This is a genomic window from Mycobacterium sp. 1245499.0 (genome assembly GCF_001673615.1).
GTDB lineage: Bacteria > Actinomycetota > Actinomycetes > Mycobacteriales > Mycobacteriaceae > Mycobacterium > Mycobacterium europaeum_A.
In genome coordinates, this window is sequence record NZ_LZMG01000275.1 from 1 (window position 1) to 6150 (window position 6150).

Here is a 6150-nt window from a genome sequence, read left to right on the forward strand (position 1 = left end):
CAGCTCGTCGATGGGCGGGTTGGTGATGCCCAGCGGGGTGTCGTAGGCGCCCTGTCCCCCGGCGGACGGATCGAACCGGTCGGGGACGGCGGCCAAAGCCGCGTCGGACTGCGGAATACTCACTTAGGTCAATCTCCTGGCGGATTCGAGCGGCTCGTCACCGCTGCAAAGTTCGGAAAAATTCGGTGGTCAATCTTGCTGGGATGTGGTCCGGCTTCTGGTCTGGCCAGACGGGTCAGGCCGGTCCGGCGCAGTTCCCACCAGCAAGGATACCAATTCGGAGCACGCTGACTCCAATTGACTGTTCACGACCACCCGGTCGAAGTCGTTTTGGGCCGCCATTTCGATGCGGGCGGTCCCCAGCCGCCGCCGCATGACCTCCGGCGTCTCGGTGCCGCGGGCGATGAGCCTGGCCTCGAGATCCTCCCAGCTGGGCGGTGCGAGGAAGACCGCGAGCGCCTCCGGCATCGCCTTCTTGACGGCCCTGGCGCCGGCCAGGTCGACCTCGATGAGCACCGGAAACCCATTGGCCGTGGCGGTCCGGATGGGCTCGGCCAGGGTGCCCGACCGGTGCAGTCCCGAATGGATTTCGGCCCACTCCAGCAGCGCGCCCTCGTCGATCAGCTGCTGGAAGCGGGCGGGGCTGACGAAGTGATAATCGACACCGTCGACCTCGCCGGGGCGCGGCGCCCGCGTGGTGGCCGAGACGCTGAAATGCAGGTTCGGCACCCGCTCGCGCAGGCACCGGACGACCGTCGACTTGCCCACCGCGGAAGGACCGGACAGCACGACCACACGTCCGTTACCTGATGGTTCTGGACGTGTGCCGTGCTGGACGTCCGGTCCCCCGCCGGCGCTCACGGACGCCCCTCGGGGGGTGCGCCCACGGCTCGGGTCGGATTGCCCGCCTTCTCCTCAGGCCGTGCGGCCTGCATCGTCGGCGGCCGGGTTAGGAGCCGAACTTTTCCAGCAGGGCCTTGCGCTGGCGATCGCCGAGACCGCGCAGGCGGCGGGTGGGGGCGATCTCCAACTCAGTCATGATTTCCTGCGCCTTGACCTTGCCCACCTTGGGCAACGCCTCGAGAAGCGCGGAAACCTTCATCTTGCCCAGGACTTCGTCGGTCTCGGCGTCCTTGAGCACCTGGGTCAGGTTGGTGCCGCCACGCTTCAGGCGGTCTTTGAGCTCTGCTCGCGCTCGACGTGCGGCAGCCGCCTTCTCCAACGCGGCCGCGCGCTGCTCGTCGGTCAACTGGGGAAGGGCCACGATTCCTCCGTATCTGATCAATCAATTTCAATCGATCGCTTTTTGTCTCGCCGGTACTTCTGCCAGCGGAGACGACCGTACTCAGGCCTCCTGACGAAATCTAACCCGACCCCCTGCTTGAGGGGACAAACTCCCAGCATGGACCGGCGCGTGGCAGGCCGAAGCGGCGCTCCCGCCGGGGCCGGCGGCGGCCGCCTTCGACGTTGCCCGGGCGGGGTTCGCCGGGCCGGTTCGACGCCTTGCCAGGGTCGCTAGCTGCGGTTTTAGCCCCCGGGGGCGGCGCGCGACGGCTTGGCCGGGCCGTTCGGAAACCCGCCGCCGAGCGGCCGTGACGCCCGGTGCGACGGATCACGGATTTGTTGCGGCGTGTCGCGCGTGTCGCGCCGCCGGTCAAAGGGCAGGCCAACGCCGCCTTTGGCCCGGCGCAGCGGTCCAGGCCGCCCCCGGGATCGCCCGGCAACAACAGGCCAGCCACCGGGGAGACCGTGGCCGAACCGCCGGGAGGTACACCGACTCGGTCTGCCGACGCACGATGACCTTCACCAACCACCAAGGGCCGCAGCGTCGTTGGCCGACCGCGGTTCGCCGCCGCGCCCGACGGGCGCCGGTGCGTGCGGGGCGCCGAGGGTCCGCGGATTCCGATCCGCGCACAGTACGTTTCCGTAACCACGGTTAAATCTGCAATCTGGTTCCGTAACTGCGGTTTTCGGGCCCGCCCCCGGGCCATTTCAGCTAATCGGCGGTGCGGAATCCGATACGATCGGGGGGTGTCCAACCTGCGAATTCGCCAGGCGGCCGAGCTGCTCGGAGTCAGCGACGACACCGTGCGGCGCTGGATCAACCAGGGCACATTGGCGGTCAGTCACGACGCCGCCGGCCGCAAGGTGATCGCCAGCGAGGACCTCGCCCGCTTCTCCCGCACCAATGCGCCCGCCCCGCCGGCGGACCCGCTGAGCATCGGCAGCTCGGCCCGCAACCGCTTCGTCGGGCTGGTCACGTCGGTGGTCAGCGACAAGGTGATGACCCAGGTCGAGATGCAGTGCGGCCCGTTCACCGTCGTCTCGCTGATGAGCACCGAGGCCGCCGAGGAACTGCAGCTGCGCCCCGGCAGCGTCGCCGTGGCCGTCGTCAAGGCCACCACCGTCATCGTCGAAACCGCGCGGCCCAGCACCGCAGTCGCGTCGGACTAGACGCAGAACCCGCTCACACCGCCAGGTAGGCGACCGCGTCCAGCATGCGATCGGCCGCCGCGCGCAGCTCCGGCACGCCCGGGCCGGCCCGCAGCACCTCGCGGGCCACCGCCGGCAACAACTGGCCGGGTTCCGCCCCGCCCAGCCCCGCCAGCGCCTCGGGCCGCCCGCCCTGGACGCCGAGCCCGGGCACCAGCACCGGGCCGCCCAGGGCGCTCAGATCGGGCGCCTGCAAGACCGTCGCGCCGACGACCACCCCCACGTATCCCGGCCCGGATCCGGTGGCGGACCGATTCACCACCGCCGCCTGGTCGACGACCAGCTGGGCCACCGTGCGGCCGTCGAAGGCGGCGCGCTGCACGGTCGCCCCCTCCGGGTTGGAGGTGGCCGCCAGCACGAACACCCCGCGGTCGTGCGCCGCGGCGGCTTCCAGCAGCGGCCGCAGTGAGCCGAACCCCAGATATGGCGTGGCCGTCACCGCGTCGGCGGCCAGCGGCGAATCACCCGCCCAGGCGGCGGCGTAGGCCGCCATCGTGGTGCCGATGTCGCCGCGTTTGGCGTCGGCCAGCACCAGCACCCCGGCCGACCGCAGCGCCGCGATGGTGCGTTCCAGCACCGCGAATCCGGCGGCGCCGTACGCCTCGAAGAACGCGACCTGGGGTTTGACGACCGCGTAGCCGGAGAACGCCTCGATGCAGATGTCGCAGAACGCGGCCACCCCGTCGGCGGTGGTGGGCAGGCCCCAGGCGCGCAGCAGCTCGGGATGCGGGTCGATGCCCACGCACAGCGGCCCGCGCTCCGCTTTCGCGGCGGCCAGCCGGACGCCGAAGCCGGTCACCGGTGCCTGCTACCAGGCAGGCCGCCCTGGCCGATCTGGCTGTGCAGCTCTTGCAGGCTGCGCACGCCGATGTCGCCGCGGATGCCCGCCTCGATGCCCTGGACGGCGGCCGAGGCGCCCTGCACGGTGGTGACACACGGGATATTGACCGACACTGCGGCCGAACGGATTTCGTAGCCGTCGATGCGTGGCCCGGAGTTGCCGTAGGGCGTGTTGATGACCATGTCGACCTCGCCGGCCTTGATCGCGTCCACCGCGGACTCCGCGGGTCGGCCCGGCTGCGGCTCCTCGAAGTGCTTGCGTACCTCGTCGCACGGAATCCCGTTGCGGCGCAACATCTCCGCTGTCCCCTCGGTGGCCAGCACGCGGAAACCCAGGTCGGCCAGCCGCTTGACGGGGAACACCAGCGAGCGCTTGTCGCGGTTGGCCACCGACACGAAGATGGTGCCCTGGGCGGGCAGCGACCCGTACGCCGCGGTCTGGCTCTTGGCGAAGGCGCTGCCGAAGTCGCGGTCAATTCCCATCACCTCGCCGGTGGATTTCATCTCCGGGCCCAGCAGCGAATCGATGCCCGAGCCGTCCGCCCGGCGGAACCGGTGGAACGGCAGCACCGCCTCCTTGACCGCGATCGGGGCGTTCTGCGCCGCGTGGGCGCCGTCGCCGGACGCCGCAAGCAACCCCTCCTCGCGCAGCTGGGAAATCTTGGCGCCCAACATGACCCGGGCGCAGGCCTTGGCGAGCGGGATCGCGGTGGCCTTGGACACGAACGGCACCGTGCGGCTGGCGCGCGGGTTGGCCTCCAGGACGTAGAGCACGTCGTCCTTGAGCGCGTACTGCACGTTGAGCAGTCCCACGACACCGATGCCGTGCGCGATGGCCTCGGTCGCCCGGCGCACCTTCTCGATGTCGCTGCGGCCCAGCGTCACCGGCGGCAGGGCGCACGCCGAGTCGCCGGAGTGGATGCCGGCCTCCTCGATGTGCTCCATGATGCCGCCGATGTACACCTCGGTGCCGTCGCACAGCGCGTCCACGTCGATCTCCACCGCGTCCTCGAGGAAGCGGTCGACGAGCACCGGGTGCTCGGGCGAGAGCTCGGTGGCCCGGGTGATGTAGCCGCGCAGCGTCTCCTCGTCGTAGACGATCTCCATGCCCCGGCCGCCCAGCACGTAGGACGGCCGCACCAGCACCGGGTAGCCGATGTCTTCGGCGATCCGCCGGGCGTGGTCGAAAGTGGTTGCCATGCCGTACTTCGGCGCGGGCAGGCCGGCGGTGGTGAGCACGTCGCCGAAGGCGCCGCGGTCCTCGGCCAGGTCGATGGCCTCCGGCGGGGTGCCGACGATCGGTACGCCCGCGTCGGCCAGGCGCTGCGCCAGCCCGAGCGGGGTTTGGCCGCCGAGCTGCACGATCACCCCGACCACGCCCGGTCCGTCACCGGCGGACTGCTGCTCGGCGCGGAACACCTCGAGGACGTCCTCGAAGGTCAGCGGCTCGAAGTAGAGCCGGTCGGCGGTGTCATAGTCGGTGGACACCGTCTCCGGGTTGCAGTTGACCATCACCGTCTCGAAACCGGCCTGCGACAACGTCGTTGCGGCGTGCACGCAGCTGTAGTCGAATTCGATGCCCTGGCCGATGCGGTTGGGTCCCGATCCGAGGATCAGCACCTTGGGCTTCTCGGTCTGCGGCGCCACCTCGGTCTCGGCGGCGGGGTCCAACTCGTAGCTGCTGTAGTGGTACGGCGTCTTGGCCTCGAACTCCGCCGCGCAGGTGTCGACGGTCTTGTACACCGGGTGCACGCCGAGGCGCTCGCGCAGCGAGCGCACCCCGTTCTCGCCGGCCAATTCGGGGCGCAGCGCGGCGATCTGGCGGTCCGACAGCCCGCTGTGCTTGGCCTGGCGCAGCAGGTCGGCGTCGAGCACCGGGGCGGCGATCAGCTCCGCGCGCAGCTCGATCAGCTCGCCGATCTGCGCCACGAACCACGGGTCGACGCCGCTGGCCTCGGCGACCCGCTCCACCGACGCGCCCAGCCGCAGCGCCAGCTCGATGTCGTAGAGCCGGCCCTCGGTCGGGGTGCGCAGCCGGTCGAGCACCTCACCGACGTCGCCGTCCGGGTCCGGCTTGGTCCAAAAACCCGCGCGGGTGGTTTCCAGGGACCGCATCACCTTGCCGAGCGCCTCAATGAAGTTGCGGCCCAACGACATCGCCTCGCCGACGGACTTCATGGTGGTGGTCAGGGTGGGGTCGGCGCCGGGGAATTTCTCGAACGCGAAGCGGGGCGCCTTGACCACCACGTAGTCCAGCGTGGGCTCGAAGCAGGCGGGCGTCTCCTTGGTGATGTCGTTGACGATCTCGTCGAGGGTGTACCCGATGGCGAGCTTGGCGGCGATCTTGGCGATCGGGAAGCCGGTGGCCTTAGAGGCCAGCGCGCTGGACCGCGACACCCGCGGGTTCATCTCGATGACGATCAGCCGGCCGTCGACCGGGTTGATCGCGAACTGGATGTTGCAGCCGCCGGTGTCCACCCCGACCTCGCGCAGGATCGCGATGCCCAGGTCCCGCATCCGCTGGTATTCGCGGTCGGTCAGCGTCATCGCCGGCGCGACGGTGACCGAGTCGCCGGTGTGCACGCCCATGGGATCGAAGTTCTCGATCGAGCAGACGACGACCACGTTGTCGTTGCCGTCGCGCATCAGCTCGAGCTCGAATTCCTTCCAGCCGTAGATCGATTCCTCGATCAGCACGTTGGCGCTCGGGCTCTCGGCCAAGCCTGCGCCGGCCATCCGGTCGACCTCTTCGACGGATCGCGCCATGCCGGACCCCAGCCCGCCCATCGTGAAGCTGGGCCGCACCACGACCGGCAG

The 6150-nt window shown here is 70.1% G+C and carries 5 protein-coding genes and 1 pseudogene; 1 reads left to right on the forward strand and 5 read right to left on the reverse strand.

What is annotated here, in order from left to right:
- From A5646_RS16400 to mihF, 3 genes and pseudogenes are all read right to left on the reverse strand, one after another.
- Window positions 1–123, reverse strand: a pseudogene (locus A5646_RS16400) (DNA-directed RNA polymerase subunit omega); the annotation flags it as partial.
- Between the two features lie 66 nt (window positions 124–189).
- Window positions 190–861 (reverse strand): guanylate kinase, encoded by a 672-nt coding sequence (gene gmk, locus A5646_RS16405; RefSeq protein ID WP_156753015.1) that lies wholly within the window; start codon window positions 859–861, stop codon window positions 190–192.
- A gap of 88 nt (window positions 862–949) precedes the next feature.
- Window positions 950–1264, reverse strand: a complete 315-nt coding sequence (mihF, locus tag A5646_RS16410) for an integration host factor, actinobacterial type (RefSeq protein WP_007171927.1) — start codon at window positions 1262–1264, stop codon at window positions 950–952.
- A gap of 767 nt (window positions 1265–2031) precedes the next feature.
- On the opposite strand from mihF, the gene A5646_RS16415 reads away from it, so the two are divergent.
- Complete coding sequence (locus A5646_RS16415) at window positions 2032–2454, forward strand: molybdopterin-binding protein (protein WP_066861659.1); 423 nt, start codon at window positions 2032–2034, stop codon at window positions 2452–2454.
- A gap of 13 nt (window positions 2455–2467) precedes the next feature.
- Here A5646_RS16415 and pyrF read toward each other — a convergent pair whose 3' ends face one another.
- Together pyrF and carB are read right to left on the reverse strand one after the other, a co-directional pair.
- Window positions 2468–3292, reverse strand: coding sequence for an orotidine-5'-phosphate decarboxylase (pyrF, locus tag A5646_RS16420; protein ID WP_066880583.1), 825 nt, complete (start codon window positions 3290–3292; stop codon window positions 2468–2470).
- Window positions 3289–6150 (reverse strand): carbamoyl-phosphate synthase large subunit (gene carB / locus A5646_RS16425; protein WP_067022711.1); only part of this gene is annotated, 2862 nt, incomplete at its 5' end. The genes pyrF and carB, both read right to left, overlap by 4 nt.